The organism is Roseococcus sp. GW821-FHT12F05 (assembly GCF_058806835.1).
This window is the reverse complement of the sequence record NZ_JBXAQB010000004.1, coordinates 65,877-84,493: the sequence shown is the minus strand read 5'-3', so window position 1 is coordinate 84,493 and position 18,617 is coordinate 65,877. Positions and strand designations below refer to the sequence as shown.

General features: G+C 71.5%; 22 protein-coding genes. 12 read left to right on the top strand and 10 right to left on the bottom strand.

Annotation, left to right across the window (positions count from 1 at the left end):
* Positions 1-66 precede the first annotated feature (66 nt).
* From AC1ROY_RS12270 to AC1ROY_RS12225, 10 genes are all read left to right on the top strand, one after another.
* On the top strand, positions 67-459 hold the full coding sequence (locus AC1ROY_RS12270) for a hypothetical protein (RefSeq protein WP_493149108.1): 393 nt from the start codon (positions 67-69) through the stop codon (positions 457-459).
* 69 nt (positions 460-528) lie between these two features.
* Positions 529-807 (top strand): hypothetical protein, encoded by a 279-nt coding sequence (locus tag AC1ROY_RS12265; RefSeq protein ID WP_493149107.1) that lies wholly within the window; start codon positions 529-531, stop codon positions 805-807.
* Between the two features lie 87 nt (positions 808-894).
* A complete protein-coding gene (locus AC1ROY_RS12260) occupies positions 895-1,623 on the top strand; it encodes an NRDE family protein (RefSeq protein WP_493149106.1) in 729 nt (242 codons plus the stop codon).
* 63 nt (positions 1,624-1,686) lie between these two features.
* Positions 1,687-2,451 (top strand): phosphoribosylaminoimidazolesuccinocarboxamide synthase, encoded by a 765-nt coding sequence (gene purC / locus AC1ROY_RS12255; protein ID WP_493149105.1) that lies wholly within the window; start codon positions 1,687-1,689, stop codon positions 2,449-2,451.
* A gap of 138 nt (positions 2,452-2,589) precedes the next feature.
* Positions 2,590-2,829, top strand: coding sequence for a phosphoribosylformylglycinamidine synthase subunit PurS (gene purS / locus AC1ROY_RS12250; protein ID WP_493149104.1), 240 nt, complete (start codon positions 2,590-2,592; stop codon positions 2,827-2,829).
* Positions 2,826-3,065, top strand: a complete 240-nt coding sequence (locus AC1ROY_RS12245; RefSeq protein ID WP_493149103.1) for a hypothetical protein — start codon at positions 2,826-2,828, stop codon at positions 3,063-3,065. The genes purS and AC1ROY_RS12245 overlap by 4 nt, the downstream gene beginning before the upstream one ends.
* Entirely contained in the window at positions 3,059-3,286 is a 228-nt protein-coding gene (locus AC1ROY_RS12240; RefSeq protein ID WP_493149102.1) for a hypothetical protein, read from the top strand. The genes AC1ROY_RS12245 and AC1ROY_RS12240 overlap by 7 nt, the downstream gene beginning before the upstream one ends.
* A gap of 6 nt (positions 3,287-3,292) precedes the next feature.
* Positions 3,293-3,640: a hypothetical protein gene (locus AC1ROY_RS12235; RefSeq protein ID WP_493149101.1), complete on the top strand. Its 348-nt coding sequence runs from the start codon at positions 3,293-3,295 to the stop codon at positions 3,638-3,640.
* Positions 3,637-4,311, top strand: coding sequence for a phosphoribosylformylglycinamidine synthase subunit PurQ (gene purQ, locus AC1ROY_RS12230; protein ID WP_493149100.1), 675 nt, complete (start codon positions 3,637-3,639; stop codon positions 4,309-4,311). Before AC1ROY_RS12235 ends, purQ begins: the two co-directional genes overlap by 4 nt.
* A 125-nt stretch (positions 4,312-4,436) precedes the next feature.
* On the top strand, positions 4,437-5,939 hold the full coding sequence (locus AC1ROY_RS12225; protein WP_493149099.1) for a pyruvate kinase: 1,503 nt from the start codon (positions 4,437-4,439) through the stop codon (positions 5,937-5,939).
* A gap of 76 nt (positions 5,940-6,015) precedes the next feature.
* On the opposite strand, the gene AC1ROY_RS12220 is transcribed toward AC1ROY_RS12225, so the two are convergent.
* From AC1ROY_RS12220 to ubiA, 9 genes are all read right to left on the bottom strand, one after another.
* Positions 6,016-8,031 (bottom strand): LCCL domain-containing protein, encoded by a 2,016-nt coding sequence (locus tag AC1ROY_RS12220; protein ID WP_493149098.1) that lies wholly within the window; start codon positions 8,029-8,031, stop codon positions 6,016-6,018.
* 351 nt (positions 8,032-8,382) lie between these two features.
* On the bottom strand, positions 8,383-9,309 hold the full coding sequence (ribF, locus tag AC1ROY_RS12215) for a riboflavin biosynthesis protein RibF (RefSeq protein WP_493149097.1): 927 nt from the start codon (positions 9,307-9,309) through the stop codon (positions 8,383-8,385).
* The gene (locus AC1ROY_RS12210) at positions 9,306-9,887 is read right to left on the bottom strand and encodes an LOG family protein (protein WP_493149096.1); all 582 of its coding nucleotides are present in this window, start codon (positions 9,885-9,887) and stop codon (positions 9,306-9,308) included. Before AC1ROY_RS12210 ends, ribF begins: the two co-directional genes overlap by 4 nt.
* Positions 9,884-10,306 carry a MaoC family dehydratase gene (locus AC1ROY_RS12205; protein ID WP_493149095.1) on the bottom strand — a complete coding sequence of 141 codons (423 nt, stop codon included), beginning with the start codon at positions 10,304-10,306 and terminating at the stop codon, positions 9,884-9,886. The genes AC1ROY_RS12210 and AC1ROY_RS12205 overlap by 4 nt, the downstream gene beginning before the upstream one ends.
* A gap of 124 nt (positions 10,307-10,430) precedes the next feature.
* Positions 10,431-11,492, bottom strand: a complete 1,062-nt coding sequence (locus AC1ROY_RS12200; RefSeq protein ID WP_493149094.1) for a hypothetical protein — start codon at positions 11,490-11,492, stop codon at positions 10,431-10,433.
* Between the two features lie 240 nt (positions 11,493-11,732).
* Positions 11,733-11,966 carry an RHS repeat domain-containing protein gene (locus tag AC1ROY_RS12195; protein ID WP_493149093.1) on the bottom strand — a complete coding sequence of 78 codons (234 nt, stop codon included), beginning with the start codon at positions 11,964-11,966 and terminating at the stop codon, positions 11,733-11,735.
* A gap of 2 nt (positions 11,967-11,968) precedes the next feature.
* On the bottom strand, positions 11,969-12,184 hold the full coding sequence (locus tag AC1ROY_RS12190; RefSeq protein ID WP_493149092.1) for a hypothetical protein: 216 nt from the start codon (positions 12,182-12,184) through the stop codon (positions 11,969-11,971).
* An 8-nt stretch (positions 12,185-12,192) separates the two neighbouring features.
* Complete coding sequence (locus AC1ROY_RS12185) at positions 12,193-12,846, bottom strand: class I SAM-dependent methyltransferase (RefSeq protein WP_493149091.1); 654 nt, start codon at positions 12,844-12,846, stop codon at positions 12,193-12,195.
* A gap of 87 nt (positions 12,847-12,933) precedes the next feature.
* On the bottom strand, positions 12,934-13,881 hold the full coding sequence (gene ubiA / locus AC1ROY_RS12180; RefSeq protein ID WP_493149457.1) for a 4-hydroxybenzoate octaprenyltransferase: 948 nt from the start codon (positions 13,879-13,881) through the stop codon (positions 12,934-12,936).
* On the opposite strand from ubiA, the gene AC1ROY_RS12175 reads away from it, so the two are divergent.
* Together AC1ROY_RS12175 and AC1ROY_RS12170 are read left to right on the top strand one after the other, a co-directional pair.
* Positions 13,880-14,599, top strand: coding sequence for an RsmE family RNA methyltransferase (locus tag AC1ROY_RS12175; RefSeq protein ID WP_493149090.1), 720 nt, complete (start codon positions 13,880-13,882; stop codon positions 14,597-14,599). The two genes, ubiA and AC1ROY_RS12175, sit on opposite strands and share 2 nt — an antisense overlap.
* Before the next feature lie 25 nt (positions 14,600-14,624).
* Complete coding sequence (locus tag AC1ROY_RS12170) at positions 14,625-15,968, top strand: glutamate--cysteine ligase (RefSeq protein ID WP_493149089.1); 1,344 nt, start codon at positions 14,625-14,627, stop codon at positions 15,966-15,968.
* 6 nt (positions 15,969-15,974) lie between these two features.
* Here AC1ROY_RS12170 and AC1ROY_RS12165 read toward each other — a convergent pair whose 3' ends face one another.
* Positions 15,975-18,419 (bottom strand): PAS domain-containing protein, encoded by a 2,445-nt coding sequence (locus AC1ROY_RS12165; RefSeq protein WP_493149088.1) that lies wholly within the window; start codon positions 18,417-18,419, stop codon positions 15,975-15,977.
* Between the last annotated feature and the right edge of the window lie 198 nt (positions 18,420-18,617).

Sequence of the window (18,617 nt, the reverse complement as noted above, 5' to 3'; positions counted from 1 at the left end):
GCGGCTCCCCTGGGTCAGGCACCCCCGACCTGACAGGACAGAGGCCGCAGAGCGGAGGAAACTGCCATGAGCAGATTTCGCGCGCTCGCTGTCGTCGGCCTTTTCGTTTCGCTCGTCGGCTGCGCGCCGGGTTACTATGCCGATCCCGTCTATGCCGGAGGCTACGCGCCGGTCTACGGCGGCGGATACTATGGCGGCGGCTATTACGGCCGCCCGGCCTATGGCTATGCCGCGCCGCGCTATTATGCGCCTCCCGCCCGCTACGGATGGGGTGGTGGCGGCGGCTATCGCGGCGGCGGCTGGAACGTCCAGAACCACGGCGGCGGCGGTGGCTGGAACCGCGGCGGCGGCGGCTGGAGCCGGGGCGGCGGCGGTGGAGGCGGCGGCTGGAACGTCCAGACCCGCGGCGGCGGCGGTGGCGGCCGGGGCGGCGGCGGGCACCACCGCGGCCGAGGCTGACGCAACAATTTGCCATGCTTCCGCCACCAACGCGGTGCTACATGTGAGGGAATGGAGGAGGACAATCCGATGCGGATGTTCCGGAATGTGATGATGGCCAGCCTCGCCGCCCTTGGTATCGGCGCGGGCGCTGCCCAGGCCCAGTGGATCGAGAAGGCGCCGCCGCCGGTCTACTATGCCCCCCCACCCGTCTACGTGCCCCCGCCGCGGGTCTATGTGCCGCCGCCGGTGCCGATCTACGTGCCGCCGCCGGTGATCGTGGCGCCGCCGCGCTTCTACGGGCCGCGGCCCTACTGGGGCTATGGGCGGCCCTACTACCGCCCCTACGGGCATTACCGCCGCTGGTAGGCCGCGACGGCCTAGCCGGCTGATCCGGCTCGGCATTCCAGCGCCCCGGCGATATCGCCGGGGCGCTTTCTGCTCTATGGGTGGTGCATGTGCACCGTGATCCTGCTGCGCCGTCCCGGTGCCGCCTGGCCCCTTCTGCTGGCCGCCAATCGCGACGAGCGGCTCGACCGGCGCTGGGACCCGCCCGCGGAGTTCTGGCCCGGCATCCTCGGTGGCCGCGACGCCACCGCGGGCGGCACCTGGATGGCGCTCAACCGCGCCGGCGTGGTCGCGGCCGTGCTGAACCGGCCGGGCAGCCTGGGCCCCGCGCCCGGCAAGCGCTCCCGCGGCGAGCTGCCGCTGCTGGCCCTCGAATCCGCCACGGCCGCCGAGGCCGCCGAGGCGATGTCCCGGCTGGATGCGGGCCTCTACCGCACCTTCAACCTCGTCATCGCCGATGCGGAGACGGCCTGGTTCGTCGCGGGTCTCGGCGAGGGGGCGCCGCAGCCGGAGCCCCTGCCCGAGGGCGTCTCCATGGTCACGGCCCGCCCGCCCAACGACCTAGCGAGTCCGCGCACGGCCCGGCACCTGCCGCGCTTCCGCGCCGCGCTGCCACCGGAATCGCCGGAATCCGGGCCGCCGGACTGGGGCACCTGGCCCGCCTTGCTCGCCGATTCCGCCGGCGCGGCGGGCGAGGCGCTGAACGTCCCGCCGCTGGGCGGCTTCGGCACCGTCTGCTCCTCGCTGCTGGCGCTTGGCCGCGAAGGTCGCCGCGAGTGGCGCTTCGCCCCGGGCCCGCCCGACCGCACGCCCTTCGCGGCGCTCACGCTGCCCTGATCCGCGTGGCACGCATGGGCAAGCCTGCTATATGCCCGAATATCGACGTGAAGGACCACCACCATGGCTCGCCGCCGCCAGATCTACGAAGGCAAGGCCAAAATCCTGTTCGAAGGACCCGAGCCGGGCACCATCGTCCAATACTTCAAGGATGACGCGACGGCCTTCAACGCGCAGAAGAAGGGCATCATCACCGGCAAGGGTGTGCTCAACAACCGCATCAGCGAATACCTGATGACGCGGCTGGGCGAGATCGGCATCCCCACGCATTTCATCCGCCGGCTCAACATGCGCGAGCAGCTCGTGCGCGAGGTGGAGATCATCCCGCTCGAGGTCGTGGTGCGCAACGTGGCCGCTGGCTCGATGGCGACGCGGCTCGGCATCGCCGAGGGCACGCGGCTGCCGCGCTCGATCATCGAGTACTACTACAAGAACGACGCATTGCAGGACCCGATGGTGAGCGAGGAGCACATCACCGCCTTCGGCTGGGCCGCGACGCACGACCTCGACGACATGGTGCAGCTGGCGCTGCGGGTGAACGACTTCCTGACGGGGCTGCTGCTGGGCGTCGGCATCACGCTGGTGGACTTCAAGCTGGAGTTCGGCCGGCTCTACGAGAACGACGAGATGCGCATCGTGCTGGCCGACGAGATCAGCCCGGACAATTGCCGCCTCTGGGACAGCAAGACCGGCGAGAAGATGGACAAGGACCGCTTCCGCCGCGACCTCGGCAAGGTCGAGGAGGGCTACCAGGAGGTGGCGCGGCGGCTTGGCATCCTGCCGGAGGCAGGGATTCGGGACGTCAAAGGTCCCGAACAGATGCAGTGATTTTTTCGCCCTCGAACGCCGGGCGCCTGCTCCGCGGGCTTGGCTTCGCCGCGCGGCAGGAGCACTTGGCGTGCAGGGCGGTTTGGCGGCGCCGGCCGCGGTGCGGCCGGATTCTTTGAGCGAGGCGAGCGTTCCGAAATGAAACTCCGTGTGACCGTCTTCCCCAAGGCCGGCGTGCTCGACCCCCAGGGCAAGGCCATCGAGCGCGCGCTCGGCGGCCTCGGCTTCCAGGGCGTGGGCGAGGTCCGCACCGGCAAGGTCATGATCGTCGAGACCGCCGAGGCCGACGCCGCGAAGGCCAAGGCCCAGGGCGAGGAGATGGCGCGCCGGCTGCTCGCCAACACCGTCATCGAGAGCTTCACCGTGGAGATCGTGTGACCGCGCGCGAGACCTCGCTCCGCTACTTTCTCGCCGTCACGGCCGTCTTCACGGCCTGGCGCATGCTGACGACGGCCGCCTGGCTGGCATTCGGCCCCGAGCTGGAGCCTGAGCACCCGGTGACGCAGGTCTTCTTTTACCTGTCCAAAGCCTTCCTCGGCGGGCTGTTCTGGCCGATCAGCCTCTTCGTCGAAGGGCTGCGGAATCCCTTCGGCTGGATCTTCCCGCCATGGTGAAGGCCTCCGTCTTCCTCATGCTGGTGCTGACGGTCCTGGTCTTCATGGGGCTGCGCTGGCGCGAGCAGCGGATGTCGGCCGCGAAGCCCGCGCCGCGCCTCGGCTGGATCGCCCGGCAGCGCGCGCAGGCCGACCGCTGGGTGACCGCGGCCGCCATCGCCGCCATCGGCACCACGGTGCTGCTCGGCGGCCTGCACTGGCTCCGGGTCTGGCGAGGGTGATGGGCAATGGCGGTGCTGTGGGGCCTGGTCGTGCTGATCATCCTGCCCGCCGGCATCTTCTCGGCCGTCTATGGCGTGATGGCGATCGTCGCGCTGCCGATCGCGGTGGCGCTGGCGCTCCTGCTGCCGCGCCGCTGGATGCGCGGCCTGCCGGCGCTGACGCTGTTCTTCGGCTCCATGCTGCTGGCGCCCGTGCTGATGATGGCCGGCCTCGCCCTCACCGCCCTGGTGGAAAAGCCGCTCGCCTGGGACCACTTCGAATGGCGCCGCATCGAGCACGCCCGCCTGCCCGGCGCCGCCTGGCGCCACCTCTTCCCCGTCCGCCCCAGCAGCCGTGAGGACATAGATCCATGAAGGCCTCCATCGTCGTCTTCCCCGGGACCAACCGCGAGCGCGACATGGCGATCGCCCTCCAGCGCACGACCGGCCGCAAGCCGACCATGCTCTGGCACCGCGACACCGAGCTGCCCGCCGGCACCGACCTCGTGGTGCTGCCCGGCGGCTTCTCCTATGGCGACTACCTGCGCTGCGGGGCGATGGCCGCGCAGTCGCCGATCATGGCGGCGGTGCGCGCGCATGCGGAGCGCGGCGGCCATGTGCTCGGCGTGTGCAACGGCTTCCAGATGCTGACCGAGGCGGGGCTGCTGCCGGGCGCGCTGCTGCGCAACGCCTCCCTGCGCTTCCTGGCGATGAACTGCCGCATGCGCGTCGAGCGGGCGGACACGGCCTTCACGCATCACTTCCAGCGCGGGCAGGTCTTCCAGGCCACCCTCGCCCATGGCGACGGCAACTACTTCTGCGACGCCGAGACCCTGAAGCGGCTGGAAGGCGAAGGGCTGGTCGCGCTCCGGTACGAGGGCGACAACCCGAACGGCAGCCTCGACGCCATCGCCGGCATCCTCTCGCCCAACCTGCGCGTCCTCGGGCTGATGCCGCATCCCGAGAACTGCGTGGACCCGCTGGTCGGCGGAACGGACGGGCTGCCGATGTTCACCAGCCTCGCGGAGACCTTCGCCGAGGCTTGATGACAGGACGGAGAAACCGTCCGCCGCCCCTGATGCAGCACAGGGGCACCTTCGCCGCCCTCCCCACATCCTCCCGGCACGCCGGGCGTTCCGCTCGGCATCGGCCCAGAGCGGAGTGCCTGACCATGGCGGAAGCCCCCAACCAGACCCTCGAGGCGGCGCCCGACCCCGCGGCGCTGCTCCGCGAGATCGACGCGCTGCTCGAGACCCTGCCCCGCGAGGCCACCGTCGCCGCGACGCCCTGGGGCGAGCCCGGCCCGCGCGAGGCCTTCGCCGGGGGCGCCGCCAACCTGGCCCTCTACCTGGCCCTGCGCCGCCGCGATCTTCGCCCGCTCCAGCGCGCGCTGATGGTGCTGGGCCTCTCCTCCCTCGGCCGGCTGGAGGGCCGCGTGCTGCCGACGCTGCAGGCCGTCCGCGCCTCACTCGCGGCCATCGCCGGCGCCCCCGCCTCGCCCCGCCCGACGCCGGGGGAATTCTTCGCCGGCGAGCAGGCCCTCGCCCGCAACACCGCGGAGGTGCTGGGCGCCGCCTCGCCGCGCCGCCCCGTGCACCTTCTCGTCACCTGCCCCTCCGAGGCGGCGGACGAGCCGGGCTTCATGCTCGCCCTCGCCCGGCGCGGCGTCGAGGCCATCCGCATCAACTGCGCCCATGACGACGCGTCCGCCTGGGAGCGCATGGCGGCCCACGCCCGCGCCGCCGAGGCCGCCACCGGCCATCGCCTGCGCATCCTCATGGACCTCGCGGGCCCCAAGATCCGCACCGGCGAGGTCCGCCTGCCGCCCGGCGAGAAGCGCCTCCACCAGGACGACACGCTCGCCATCGTCCCGCCCGGCGGCCTCGACGCCGCACCCGGCGGCATGGACTTCCGGGCCGAATGCACGCTGGCCGAGGTGCTCGGCATGGTGGAGCCTGGCCACCGCCTCTTCGTGGACGACGGCAAGGTCGCCGCCCTCGTCGAGCGCGCCGAGCCTTGGGGCCTCGCCTGCCGCGTCACCCACGTCCCGGAGGACGGCGCGAAGCTGAAACCGGAAAAGGGCCTGAACTTCCCGGATTCGGTGCTCCGCTGCTCGCCACTCAGCGCCAAGGACCTGGCCGACCTCGACACCGTCGCCCGCCTCGCCGACGGCATCGAGTACTCCTTCGTGCAGTCGGCCGAGGACGTCCGCCTGCTCCAGCGCGAGCTGGCCGCGCGACGCCCGGAGGACTGGCGCGACCTCTCCCTCGTCCTGAAGATCGAGACCACCCGCGCCGTCCGCGCCCTGCCCGAGATCCTGGCCGCCGCGGCCGGCGAGCAGCCCACCGCCATCATGATCGCACGCGGCGACCTCGCGGTGGAGATCGGCTTCGGCCGCGTCGCCGAGATGCAGGAGGAGATGCTGTGGCTCGGCGAGGCCGCGCACGTCCCCGTCATCTGGGCGACCCAGGTGCTGGAGCACACCATCCGAAAGGGCACGCCCCTGCGCGGCGAGATGACCGACGCCGCCATGGGCGCGCGGGCGGAGTGCATCATGCTGAACAAGGGGCCCCATCTGCTGGAGGCCATCGACGAGCTGGACCGGCTGCTGCCCCGGATGGAGGAGCATCAGCACAAGAAGACGCCGCAGCTGCGGAGGCTCACGAGCTGGTGAGGTGGAACCGGGAGGCCCCGCCTCCCGGACCCTCCGCCGGGGAAACCCGTTTCCCCGGACCCCATCATTCCCGGGGCTAATCCACCCGCACCGCCTCCACGCGGCGGTTGAGCGAGCGGCCGGCCTCGCTGGCATTGTCCGCGATGGGCTCGTTCTGCCCGCGCCCGTCCGCGCTCAGCCGCGCCGCCGGCACGCCGTTCTGCACCAGCCAGGCCTGTACCGAGGCCGCCCGCCGCTGCGACAGGGGCACGTTGATGTTCGGCCCGCCCTGGTTGTCCGTATGGCCCACCAGGCGCAGCCGCATCGCGGGATCCGCCAGCATCGCCTCGCGCACCTGGGTCAGCACCGGCGCGGCGGAGATGTCGAGGTCGGCCGAGTTGGTGCGGAAGGTGATGTAGAGCGAGACGCGCCCCTGCTGCCGCAGCGCGGCCGCGACCGGCGCCTGCATCGGCGCGGCGGCCGCGAGGTTCTGCCCGCCCAGGAACCGGTAGCCCGCCGGATACTCGCCGTAGTTGGAGCTCGTGACGCCGTTGCGCGTGCTGCCGGGATAGCGCGGGTCGCCCGGCTGCATCTTCAGCTCCACGAGACCGCCGGTCAGCGGCACCACGCCCGCATGGCGCGCGGCGCGGCAGGTCGCGCTGTCCGCGGTATAGGCGTTGCTGCCCCAGACCGCGGCGCTGCGCAGCACAGCCTCCCCCGTGCAGACGCAGCGCAGCGATTCCGTGGTGCCCGCGAAGGCGCTCATGTTGTCCGGGCAGAGCTGCGGGCCGCTGGCCTCCATCCCCTCGAAGCGGAAGGTGGCGCGATAGTCGCCGTAGTTCTGGCTCTGCACGCCGTTGCGCGTGGTGCCGACATAGCGCGGCAGGCCCGGCATCATCCGGATCGCGACCGCGCCGCCCTGGCCGCGCACCGCGCCCGCATGCAGCGCCGCGCGGCAGGTGCCGCTGTCGGCCGTATAGGCGTCGGTGCCCCAGACCGCGCGGCTCACCGCCACGGCCGGCGGCGCGCAGGCGCAGCGCACCACCTCATCCGAGCCGGCATAGGCCGACATGTCGTCCGGGCAGGCCTCGCCGCCGGCGGCCGCCGCGGCGGCGCCCGCCACGCGCTCGCCCTCGAAGCGGAAGGTGGCGGCGTACTCGCCGAAGTTGGAGGTCGTGACGCCGTTGCGCGTGCTGCCGGGATAGCGCGGCTGGCCCGGGCCCATCCGCACCGCCACCGGCCCGCCCTGGCGGCCCACCATCCCCGCATGCAGCGCGGCGCGGCAGGTGGCGCTGTCGGCCGTGTAGGCGTCCGAGCCCCAGACGCTCGCATTGCGGCCCACCGCCTCGGCCGGGCAGGCACAGCGCAGCACCTCGTCGGAGCCGGCATAGGCGCTCATGTTGTCGGGGCAGGCCTCGCTACCCAGTGCGGCGGGAGCCTGGGCCCCGGCCACGCGGTCGCCCTCGAAGCGATAGCTCGCGCGATAGTCGCCGTAGTTGGAGGTGGTGATCCCGTTGCGCGTGCCGCCGGGGTAGCGCGGCTGGCCCGGCAGCATCTGGATCCGCACCGTGCCGCCGGAGCGCGAGACCGCGCCCGCATGCTGCGCCGCGCGGCAGACGTCGCTGTCGGCCGTGTAGGTGTCGCTGCCCCAGACGCTGCCCGCGCCCCCCGAGGGGCATGAGCAGCTCAGCACCTCCGAGGAGCCGGCATAGGCCGACATGTTGTTCGGGCACTGGCTGACCTGCGCCGCGGCGGCCTGGCCCTGCACGAAGGTGATGCTCTCGGGATAGCCGCCGAAGTCCCGCGTCTCGACGCCGTTGCGCGCGCTGCCGCGATAGCCCGGCAGGCCGGCAGTGATCCGCACGCGCACATCGCCGCCCTTGGCCGTGACCGCGCCCGCATGCCGCGCCGCGACGCAGATGGCGCTGTCGCTCGTATAGCTGTCGGTGCCCCAGACGGCGCCGCCCTGCTGGATCACCTCGGCCGGGCAGGTGCAGCTCACCTCGGCGCGGCCCATGGAGGCGCCGTCCACCGTGGCGGGACAGTTGGGGAGCGACTGCGCGGCGGCGGCGCCCGACCAGGCGAGCAGGAGCAAGGGCAGCAGAACGCGCATGGCGAGGTTCCTCCCCAGGAATTTTCCCGAGCATGGAATACGGGCGCGAAGCCGGGCAAGCTTGCGGAGGGCGCGGATTTGTCACGACTGTCGCGTCGGCAGGCCGCCGCCGCCATGGGCCGCGCGCCGCGGCGATCCGCGCCGCCTCGGCGTGCTGGTCCGGGCCGACCGGGACGACGACCCGGAGCTGCCCTGGCGCGGCTCCGCGCTCCTCACCGCGGAGGAGACCGACCGCCTGGCCGGATCCGGTACCGCGCGCACCGGAGCCGCTGGTGGACAATGACGGGGGCGGAACCTCGGCTTCGACGAGCAGGACCGGGAGGCGCCGCCTCCCGGCGTTGGGCCGCTGCCCTAGCCGAGGATGGCCCGGGCCTCTTCGGCGTCGGCCCTGATCTGCGCCACCAGCGCCGGGAAGTCGGGAAACTTCCGCTCCTCGCGGATGAAATGGGTCAGGGCCACGCCCAGCTCCTGGCCGTAGAGGTCCTCGGCGAAATCGAAGAGATGCGCCTCCAGCCGCGAGATCGGGTCGCCCCCGAGCGTCGGCCGCCGGCCGAGATTGGCCACGCCCTTCACCACCCGCCCGTCCGGCAGGGTCGCCCGCACGGCATAGACCCCGCGCGCCGGCTCCAGGTGGCGGCCGAGCGGGACGTTCGCCGTCGGGAAGCCGATGGTGCGGCCCCGCGCGTCGCCATGGGTCACCGGGCCGGTGATGGCGAAGTCGCGGCCGAGCATGGCGGCGGCGCGCTCGGGATAGCCGTCCTGCAGCAGGCGGCGGATGCGGGTGGAGCTGATCGCCCCCTGCGCATCCTTCACATGCGGCACGATGGAGAGGCCGATGCCATGCGCCTCGGCGAACTGCCCGAGGAGGGTCACGTCGCCGCCGCGGCGATGGCCGAAGGCGAAGTCCGGCCCACAGGCCAGGTGCCTCACGCCCAGCGCCTCGACCAGCACCGACCGGCAGAAATCCTCGGCCGACATGGCCGCGAGCTCGGCGCCGAAGGACAGCGCGATCACGTGCCGGGCGCCATGCGCGCCGAGGATCGCGGCCTTGGCCGGCAGGAGGGTCAGGCGGAAGGGCGGGTCGTCCGGCCGGAAATGCTCGCGCGGATGCGGCTCGAAGGTGAGCGCGCCCAGCGTGAGGTCCGGCCGCGCCTGGTGTGCGGCGGCGAGCACGGCGAGATGGCCGAGATGCACGCCGTCGAGATTGCCGAGCGCCAGCGTGGCGCCCCGCGCGGCCTCGGGCAGGCCGCGCCAATCCGTGTGAATCGCGACGCTCATGCCTCGGTCTGCGTCATCCAGCGCGTGACCTTGGGCGGCTCCCAGCTCGCCAGCATGTCCAGCGCCTTCTCCGGCTTGTGCGCCCGGAGCGCGAGGCCGGCATGCTGCGGCCGGACGAAGCCCTCGGTCTCCATGCGCTCTAGCAGCGCGAAATAGGGCGCCCAGTAGTCGTGGGTGTCGAGGAAGACGAGGCCCTTGCGATGGATGCCGAGCTGCGACCAGGACTGGATCTCGACCGCCTCCTCCAGCGTGCCGATGCCGCCGGGCAGCACCACGAAGCCGTCGGAGAGGTCGTTCATCATCGCCTTGCGGACGTGCATGGAGGGCACCACCCGCAGGTCGGTGACGCCGCCATGGCCGAGCTCGCGGTCCATCAGCGATTCGGGGATGACGCCGATGACCTCGGCACCGCCGCGCAGCGCCGCATCGGCGACGACGCCCATCAGCCCGACCTTGCCGCCGCCGTAGACGAGGCCGAGGCCGCGCCGGGCGATGGCCGAGCCCAGCGCGTCGGCGAGCCTGGCGTGGTCCGGATCATGCCCCGGCTGGGCGCCGCAGAAGACGCAGACGCGCTTCATACGGGGCGCGCCTGGACGAGCATCACCGCCTCGCCGTCGATGACCTTCTTGCCCGCGACGGTGCAGACCGTGGCCAGCGTCGCGCGCTTCTTCTCCGCGTCCAGCGCCGTGATGGTGACCGTCGCGGTGACGGTCGCGCCGATCCGCACCGGCGCCCGGAAGCGCAGGCTCTGGTCGAGATAGACGGAGCCAGGTCCCGGCAGCCGCGTGCCCAGCACCGTGGAGATCAGGCTCGCCGAGAGCATGCCATGCGCGATCCGCTCCTTGAACATCGAGGTGGCGGCGAATTCGGCGTTGATGTGGAGCGGGTTGGTGTCGCCCGAGACGGCCGAGAACAGCAGGATGTCGGCCTCGGTGATGGTCTTGGCGAAGCTGGCGGTCTGGCCGACCGACAGGTCCTCGAAATACTGCGCTTCCATAGATGGGTGGCCCCCTCTGCGTCGGGCCGTGTCTAGCGGAAAGCCGGCGAGGGGGAAACGAGTCGGGATCGCGGACGGGGCCCGCGGCACCGATCTCCCCGGATCGTCCCCTGTCGACTCCGCCCTAGGTCCCCGCCGGCTTGCCGATCTGCGCCTCGGCGGATTTCTTCTCGAGTTGCGCGAGCGCGTCGGGCACCAATCGCTCGGAAAAGCCGGCCAGGAACGACCAGGCGAGCAGTTTCGCGAACTCGACGGCGGGGGACAGGGTCGCCACAACCGTCGCCTCCGCCGGTGGCCGCGCCGCGGCCGTGGCCTCCGTGGCGATCCGGAGCATCAACACCGTTTGCTGGGTGATCATGCCCGGCGCGAATTTGGGGAAGATATTGCCCGCGATGAACTCCCCCCTCAGGAAGAAGTAGAAGATCACCGCACCGATGATCCCGTAGAGGATCCGCAGCCGCAGCATCCGCCCGATATAGGTCTCCATGACCGTCTGGAAGGAAAGCGAGGAAATATCGGCCTGGAAGCGCATCGCGCGGCTGAAGAAGGCCCCGAGGGCCGCGACCGACGCCACCGCGAGGAGGAGGAAGATCGTTTCGTTGATGTGCTGGGGCGCAGCGCCCGCCCTTGGGGTTGAAATGGTGGCCCAGATGAAGGTGGTCCAGATCAACGGCACCAGCATCGCAACGACCGCGACGATGAGGCCATAGTTCCACAGCGTGTCGGCGACCTCGTTGCGCAGGCGGCGCAGAAAGCGGCCCGCCATGAAGCCGGCCTGTAGCTCGTAGAGCAGCCCCCCATAGGTGTCGCGTCGCTCTTCCGGAGTCTTGCCCACGAAGGCCGGGAGGTCGGGGTAGGTGGACAGCGAAGCCAGCTTGCGATCACGGGCCAAGTTGTAAAGCGCGGAATATTGCGACTTGACCTGCGACTCCGTCAGGACAACCGACAGCAATCTTTCCGCAGCGTTGATTTTGATCCAGTCGACGTCCTGTATTCGTAGGTCTCCATTCTGGTCATAGAAGACTGCGTCAAGCCGCCTGGCGACATCCGCGTCGGGGGCTGGGCCGGCCTGCTTGCGCGCAAGCCAAAGCGCCTCCGCTTCCCGCCATTCCTGCTCCTGGGGTTCGTTCAGACGAGCCGCCGGCTCCTTCCGGGTGAGCCATGTGCTCGGGGGCCACAGTTTCATGCGACGCCATCCTCTCTGATCGAACAGAATTTCTATGCAGAAAAACAGCAGTTCTTCACCTTAAGTATATAGATTTGGCAGGTTATGTAAATTTATTTTGGAAGATATGACGCATTGATCGCGCGGAGGAACAGTTGCTCCCGTGATGCATCATAAGTTGCGGAAAATGAACAGATGGCGGCCCTTAGCGACAAGCCTCACAGGTTTGCTTTTCACCCGGCCGTCCCGATGGATCCGGCCCTATCGGGAACTCATCCCCACCAACCGCCCCTGCGCGTCATAGTGCCGGATGACGCTCCCCGAGACGTCGGACCGCCCGGTGATCCGCCCCTGGGCATCGTAGTCGCGCCGGGTGTCGCCATTCGTCTCGGAGCGGCCGATGGCGCGCCCCTGCCCGTCATATTCGCGCTTGGTCTGCGCCGCCGCTGGCAGCGTGAAGAGAAGGACCGCCAGGAGGAAGGCGGCCCGCATCATGCTCAGGCCTCGCCGTCCCGGTCGTCCTCGTCGTCCTCCTCCAGCAGGGCAGCCTTGGCCGCGCGACCGGCGTCCTGTGGCCCGTCCTCGCCGAGATGGGCGCGGTCGAGCGCGCTGCGTGGGCCGGCGTCACGCCCGCTTGCGGGCGCCACGGGGAGGGAGAGCAGCAGGGCTGCGAGGTATGCGGGCCACATGATGGAGCGGAGCTTTCCGGTCATCCGTGTCTTCAAAAAGGCAGCAATCGGGCGATTACAACCTTTCTTTCAGACCGATCCTCAAGTTCCAGCGTCGTCGGGATGGTGTGGCGGGAGTGCTCGGCGAGGCCATCGCGCGGCAGGTAGGCCCGGCCGGGATCGGCCAGCAGCACCGTGGCCTCGCGCGACATGGCGCGCAGCCAGGGGAGGATGTGGGCCGTCATCGGCGCCTCGTAGCAGACGTCGCCGGCCAGGATGACGTCCCAGCGGCAGGGGTGTCCCACCACGTCGCCGTCGAAGGGCTTGACCTCCACCCCATTCAGCGCCGCGTTCAGCCCGATCGCGGCGACGGCGAGCGGGTCGATCTCGGCGGCCTCGACCGCGGCGGCCCCCATCTGCGCCGCCACGATGGCCGCCAGCCCGCAGCCCGCGGCGAAGTCCAGCACGCGCCTGCCCGCCACCAGCGCGGGGTCGGCCCGCAGGGCCAGCGAGAGCGCCACGCTCCCCGGCCAGGCGAAGGCCCAGAAGGGCGGCTCCATGCCGTGCTGCTCGAGAAAGGCCTCGCTGGCCTGCCAGATGGGGGTGATCTCGGTGGCGAGGTGGAGGCGAAGGCCCGGGAGCAGCGGGGCCTCGGCGATCGTGGTCTGGGCGCGGATGAATCCGGCCAGGGCGGACGGCGTCCCCATGCCGCTACGGCATCCGTCCCGGCTTGTCGTTCGTGCGCATTTTCCGAGTCGTCGGGCGAAGCCGCCCGGCCGGAAGATGCCTGTCGGTCAAAGCCGGCCCAGCAGGATGGCGAAGGCCACCAGCAGCCCGACCTCGCGGTTGGACTGGAAGAGGGTCAGGCACAGCGCCGGGTCATGGATGTCCAGCGCGCGGATCTGCAGCGCCAGCGCGCCGGCCGGCAGAAGCAGGCCCAGGTAGAACCAGGGCGAGAGGCCCGCGAGGAAGCCTGCCAGCGCCAGCAGCAGGATCACCGAAGTGTAGCAGGCGGCCAGGAAGGGCCGCGTCCGCTCACCGAACTTCAGCGCGGTGGAGCGGATGCCGACCAGCGCGTCGTCCTCGCGGTCCTGATGGGCGTAGATCGTGTCGTAGCCGAGGATCCAGGCGATGGTCGCGCCGTAGAGGACCACCACCGGCAGGGCCAGCGGCGCGCCGGCGGCCACCGGCCCCATCAGGGCGCCCCAGCCGAAGGTGAAGCCCAGGATCAGCTGGGGAAAATCCGTCACGCGCTTGGCGAGCGGGTAGAGCAGGATCGGCAGCAGCGAGCAGACGCCGAGCCAGATGGAGGCCATGTTCAGCTGCAGCAGCACCGCCAGCCCGATGGCGCAGAGTAGCACGAGGAACGCCACCGCCTGCCGCGGCGAGACCGCGCCCGAGGCCAGCGGCCGGCCCCGCGTGCGCTCCACCTTGCGGTCGATGTCGCGGTCCCAGAGGTCGTTCACCACGCAGCCCGCGCCGCGCATCGCGAAGGCGCCCACGAAGAAGAGGAAGGCCAGCCACAGCCCCCTGCCCCAGTCCGGCGCCCAGAGCGCGATGCCCCAGAGCCCTGGCAGGAAGAGCAGCCAGCTCCCGATCGGGCGGTCCGCCCGCATGAGCAGCGCATAGGGCCGCCAGGACGCCGGCAAGCGGGCGATCCATCCGGTCGTGCGGATGTCGGTGTAGCCGCCCAGGATGGGGTTCTCTTGCACGGGCGCATGCAGCACGGCACATCGGGCCATGTCCATCCCTCGCATCCATGCCGAAGGGCCGCTCGCCGAGGGCGCCGAGATCGCGCTGACGCCGGCCCAGGCGCATCATATCGGCACCGTGATGCGCCGCGCCCCCGGCGCCGAGCTGCGCGCCTTCAACGCCGAGGACGGCGAATTCGCCGCCGAGCTCACCGCGCTGCGCAAGGACCGCGGGGCCATGCGGCTCGGCGCCCGGCTGCGCGCCCCCTCCCCCGAGCCGGAGCTGCGGGCGCTGATCGCCGCGCTCAAGCGCGAGGCCATGGACTGGGCGGTGGAAAAGGCCACCGAGCTCGGCGCCACCCTCATCCAGCCCGTGCTGACCCGCCGCTGCGTGGCCGATCGCAGCAACACCCAGCGCCTGCTGGGCATCGCCCGTGCTGCCGCCGAGCAGTGCGAGCGCCTCTCCGTCCCTTCCGTGGAGGAGTCGCGGCCGCTGCATGCCGTGCTTGATGCCTGGGACGGCGCGCCCCTCCTCGTCGCGGCCGAGCGGCGCGACGCCCCGCCGCTCCACGCGCTGCTGCGCGGATTGCATGCCCCGTGCGGTTACCTCGTGGGCCCCGAGGGGGGCTTCGACCGGGCCGAACTTGACGACCTCGCCCGACGTCCCTTTGTTACGCTGGCCACGCTAGGGCCGCGCATCCTTCGCGCGGAGACGGCGCTGGTCGCGGGACTCGGGGCCATCGCCCTGTCGCTCGACGTCCAAGGCTGACTCTCCAGGAATAGAAAGCGACCTTATGTCCAATCCCGGCCAGGCTGATCCCACGCCGATCACCTCCGCGCGCCAGCTCGCCGACTGGTTCGCCTCGGGTTCCAAGCCCCGGTCGGACTGGCGCATCGGCACCGAGCACGAGAAGATCGGCTTCCGGCGCACGGATTTCTCGCCCCCCGATTACGAACACCAGGGCATCGGCGCGCTGCTCGAAGGCATCATGGACAAGGGCTGGGAGCCCATCCACGACGGCGACAACGTCATCGGCCTGACGCGCGACGGCTGCTCCGTGAGCCTGGAGCCGGGCGGGCAGTTCGAGCTCTCGGGCGGCCCGGTCGAGGACCTGCACGCGACGCGGCTCGAGATCGCCTCCCACCTGCGCGACGTGCACGAGGTGGGCGGGCCGCTCGGCCTCGGCTTCGCCGGCATCGGCTTCAACCCGGTGGCGCGGCGCGAGGACATGCCCTGGATGCCCAAGAGCCGCTACGCGATCATGCGGCGCTACATGCCGCTCAAGGGGAATCTCGGCCTCGACATGATGCTGCGCACGGCGACGGTGCAGGTGAACCTCGACTTCGGCGACGAGGCCGACATGGTCGAGAAGCTGCGGGTGTCGCTGGCGCTGCAGCCGCTGGCGACGGCGCTCTTCGCCAGCTCGCCGCTGCGCGAGGGCAGGCCCTCGGGCTTCAAGTCGCTGCGCGGGCATGTGTGGTCCGACACCGACCCGGACCGCACGGGCATCCCCGGCCTCGTCTTCGAGGAGGGCTTCGGCTTCGAGCGCTTCGCCGAGCACGCGATCGACGTGCCGATGTACTTCGTCGCGCGCGAGGGCGGCCTGCACGACGTCGCCGGCCAGAGCTTCCGTCGCTTCATGACGCAGGGCCTCGACGCGCTGCCCGGCGTAGAGGCGACGATGGGCGACGTCGCCGACCACGTGACCACCCTCTTCACCGAGGTCCGCCTCAAGAAGTTCCTGGAGATGCGCGGCTCGGATTCCGGCAGCGCGGCGATGCTGCTCGCCGAGCCCGCCCTCTGGGTCGGGCTGATCTACGACGATGCGGCCCAGAAGGCCGCGCGGGCGCTGACGAAGGGCTGGAGCGTCGCGGACATGCACGCCCTGCGCGCCGAAGCGCCCAGGCTGGCGCTGGAGGCTGATATCGCCGGCCGGAAGCTCCGCGACGTGTCGCGCGACGTGCTGGCCATCGCGGAAGGCGGGCTGAAGGCACGCGGCCTCGGCGAGGAAGCGTACCTCGCGCCGCTGCACGAGATCGTGGCGAGCGGCATGACCCAGGCGGACCGGATCCTGCAGCTCTACGAGGGCGCGTGGGGCGGCGACGCGCGGAAGGCGTTCGAGTTCACGGAGCTTTAGGCTCCCCTATTCCTCCGCCCCGATCTCGAAGCTCACCTCGCAGACCAGCCCGCCCGGCTCCCAGCGCGGCCACATCTGCCCGCCGAGCCGGTTCTCGAAGGTCTGGCGGATGAGCTGCGCCCCAAAGCCCTGACGCCGTGGCGGCCCGGCCAGCCGGGGCCCGCCGCTCTCGCGCCAGAGCAGGTGGACCATCCCTCCCCCGGCGTCGCCCTCGGTCCACCAGCTCACCTCCAGCCGTCCGTCCGGCACCGAGAGCGCGCCGTATTTCGCGGCATTGGTGGTGAGCTCGTGCAGCGCCATGGAGAGCGGCTGCGCCACCTCCGCGCCCACCAGCAGGCTCGGCCCCGACAGCACGATGCGCGCCGCGCCGAAGGGCGCCAGCTCGTGCTCGATCAGCTCCTTCAGCTCCGCGCCCTTCCAGCGGCGGTGGCTGAGGAGCGTCATGGTCCGCGCCAGCGCCTGCACCCGGCCCTCCATCACCTGGATGAAGGCCTCGGGGCTGTCGGCGGTGGTGACGCGCAGCAGGCCGGAGACGACCGCCAGCGCGTTCTTCGCCCGGTGCTCCACCTCATGCGCCAGCAGCGCCGTCTGCTCCTCGGCGAGCTTGCGTTCCGTCACGTCGTAGGCGACGCCCATGAGCTGCGCCTCCGGCCCGCCGTCGAAGGGCAGCCGCCGCGCGCGGGCGGTGATCCAGATGGTCTCCGCTTCCCCAACGAGCCCCGGCCGGCGGATCCGGAACTCGCTGCGGAAGACGCCGCTGCGCTGCGCCACCACCATCTCGCGCCGGACGCGGCCGCGATCGGCCGGGTGCAGCCGCTCCACCGTCGCGGCGAGGTCGGGCTGGCCCGCCTCGGGATCGAAGCCCCAGAGCTCGATCATCTTGCGCGACCAGGTGATCTGCCGCGTCGCGGGGCTCCACTCCCAGGTGCCGATGCCGGCCGCCTCCTGCGCGAGGCGCAGCCGCGCGTCGCTCTCGGCCAGCGCCTGCTCGGTGCTGCGCAGCGGCGTCACATCCACATGGGCGCCGCGCATGACCAGCGAGCGGCCCTCTGCGTCGCGCTCGATCTCACCGCGCGCCGCGATCCAGCGGGTGTCCCCCGTGGGCGTCAGGATGCGGTAGCTCTGCGAGTATTCCGTAACGCCGCTGGTGTCCGCGATGGCATCGAGGAAGGTCTGCTCCGCGCGCTCGCGGTCGTCCGGATGCAGGCGGCGGACCCAGTCGGCATGCCGCTCCTCGGCGGGCGTCCGCTGGCCGCCCTGCAGCGCCATGTACTCGGCGGAGCGGCGGTTCACGCCCGTGCGCAGGTCGATCTCGAAGGTCGCGACGAGGCCGAAGCGGGCCGCGCGGTCCAGCCGGTCGGCGCTGCGCTCCACGTCGCTCTCGAGCATGGCGTTGATGGCATCCATCCGCAGCTGGTCGCGGCGCACGCGCAGGCTGAGCAGGAAGAGCATCAGCGTCGCCGGGAGGCCGAAGACCATGTGGGTGGCGATGATCCCCCGCCAGTGCGCGGCGATGGCCGCCTCCGGCCGCAGACTCACGGCATAGACGGGGAAGCCGTCGACGCGGCGCACCGCGTTCAGCGCGGCCGCGCCCTCCACCACGCTGGTGGAGCGGTAGTTCGCGGTGACGGCGCCATCGGCGACCGCCTGATGGAAGGGCCGGCCGGCCGGAATGGGCGGCAGCAGCCCATCCTGGCCGGTGGTGCGGCTGAGGATGTAGCCATCGTCCCGGATCAACGCGAGCATGTCGCTGCCCGGGCCGAGCAGCCGGCGCATGCCCTCGGCGAGCACGTCGGGGCGGATCGAGAGGATGATGAGCCCGTCGAAGCCGCCCGGGGCCACGTCCGAATTGCCGGTGTCGCGGCGCGCGCGGCCCACCGAGAAGAGGAGCTGGCGCTCGAACCGCCCAAGGAAGGGGCGGCTGACATAGATCTCCGGCGCGTCGGGCGCGCTGAGGGCGGCGAAGTAGTCGCGGTCGGTCAGGATGGTGTCGCGCCGCACGGGATAGACGTTGGTCGCCAGCAGCGGCTGGGCGTTGCGGTCGATCACATAGGCGAGCTCGGCCTGCGGCAGCTCGTCCACCAGCGCCTTCAGCTCGTCGTGCCAGCGCCGCTCGTCGGCCTGGATCGCGGCGTCCGACAGGCCGCGGAGCCGCTCGTTGATGCGGCCGACCGCGACGGCCTGCGCCTCCAGCACGCGGGCGGCGTATTCGGCGGCGGCATCGGCGGTGCGGCCGAGCTGCAGCGCCGCGTCTTCCCACACCGAGCGCCAGCTGAGCCAGGCGCCGACGGCGAGCATGGCCAGCGGCACCAGGACCGCGGCGACCGGCAGCAGCAGGGTGAAGCGCGTCCGGCGGGACCGGGGCCTGGGGATGGGCTGCGGGGCGTGGAGCGGCGGGGCCGGCTCCTGCATCCGGGGCGGCGAAGCGGGCGAGCCCTCGACTGTGCTCACCTTCGCCTCCGTCCGCCAGGTTCGCAAAGCCGGATTCGCGACCCGAACCCAATCAGAGGCATGGAATCCGTCATGTCAAGCGAGGCGGCACATGGAAGCGCGATCCGCAGCGGTGGCAGGTCGCCCTTCCCGGGAAGTCCTGGACCGCGCCCCGGCTCGGGGGATCGCGGTCCATGATTCCGGAAGCGCCCACGGGGA